The 1,033-nt window shown below is 43.3% G+C and carries 1 protein-coding gene and 1 pseudogene; both read left to right on the top strand.

The features are described from left to right. Positions 1 to 507: glycoside hydrolase family 130 protein (locus OB236_RS29375; RefSeq protein ID WP_456299787.1), on the top strand; the 507-nt coding region annotated here is incomplete at its 5' end. A 328-nt stretch (positions 508 to 835) separates the two neighbouring features. After that, positions 836 to 1,033: pseudogene (locus OB236_RS29380) on the top strand (hypothetical protein); the annotation flags it as partial.

Here is a 1,033-nt window from a genome sequence, read left to right on the forward strand (position 1 = left end):
CGAGGAGCTGAAGTGAAGAAACCCTCTATCTACATAGCAGCTGCAAATACGATTGAGGACTTCGCTTCTCCGAAAGCAACGCATCGTCTGCTTGCGACGAGTGTCTTTCACTGGGAGGATAACCGCATTGGTGCAAGTTGGCCGCCAATCCGTGTCTCGGACGACGAATGGCTCGTATCTTATCATGGAAAGAAAGACGTTGTGTTTGGCTACACGCAGTCCTTCATGATTGTGAAGGAGCAGCCGAACGATTTCCCGGTAGTAACACATCGGTGCTCAGAGCGGCTGATGTTCGCAGATAGAGAGTGGGAGATGCCTTCCGATTATCCGACGCCTTGCTTATTTACCACAGCTGGTATCGTCGTGGGAGATGAGCTGATCATGTCATACGGTGCTGCTGATCAGAAAGTAGGAATTTCTTGGGTCAACTTTAAAGAGTTAACGGATTACATCCGTTGTTTCGACGAGAACGGTAGTGCCATTAAAACATATTCGAAGCAAGATTGAGAAAAAGGGTAACAAAACTAACAGCATCAGCTACTACATATCTATCGGTAAAGCTAAAAGGCATGAGTCCGGTACAGTGCCGAATTCATGCTTTTAGTATTTTTCGATTGGTGAGGAGTGCTCTTTCATTTATCCAAAACACCTTCTCATAAAAACAGTAAGATTCATCAAGTATAAAAGGAAGATCCATCATTCTCGCCAATCAGGAAAGCGTTTTATAATAGTGTTTGTAGGCTAGTGCCGCAGAGATCACGTCTCGATAGCCGATGCTTCGAACTTGATAGTAGTCTTTAAGATTAAAATCTAACAACATGGAGGTGAACGGGATATGAGCGTTAGAACATTGGAAGTGAAACAACGTGTCGGAACGGCGAAGGTTAGCAAGAACAGGGGGAAGTTGTTTCTCACAAACTTAGATCTCTACGTTTTGCTTATTCCTGGACTATTATTTTTACTATTATTCAAATATACGCCCATGTATGGAATTATCATTGCGTTCATGGATTTCAACATTTTCGATGGGTTT

Source organism: Paenibacillus baimaensis (assembly GCF_025567575.1).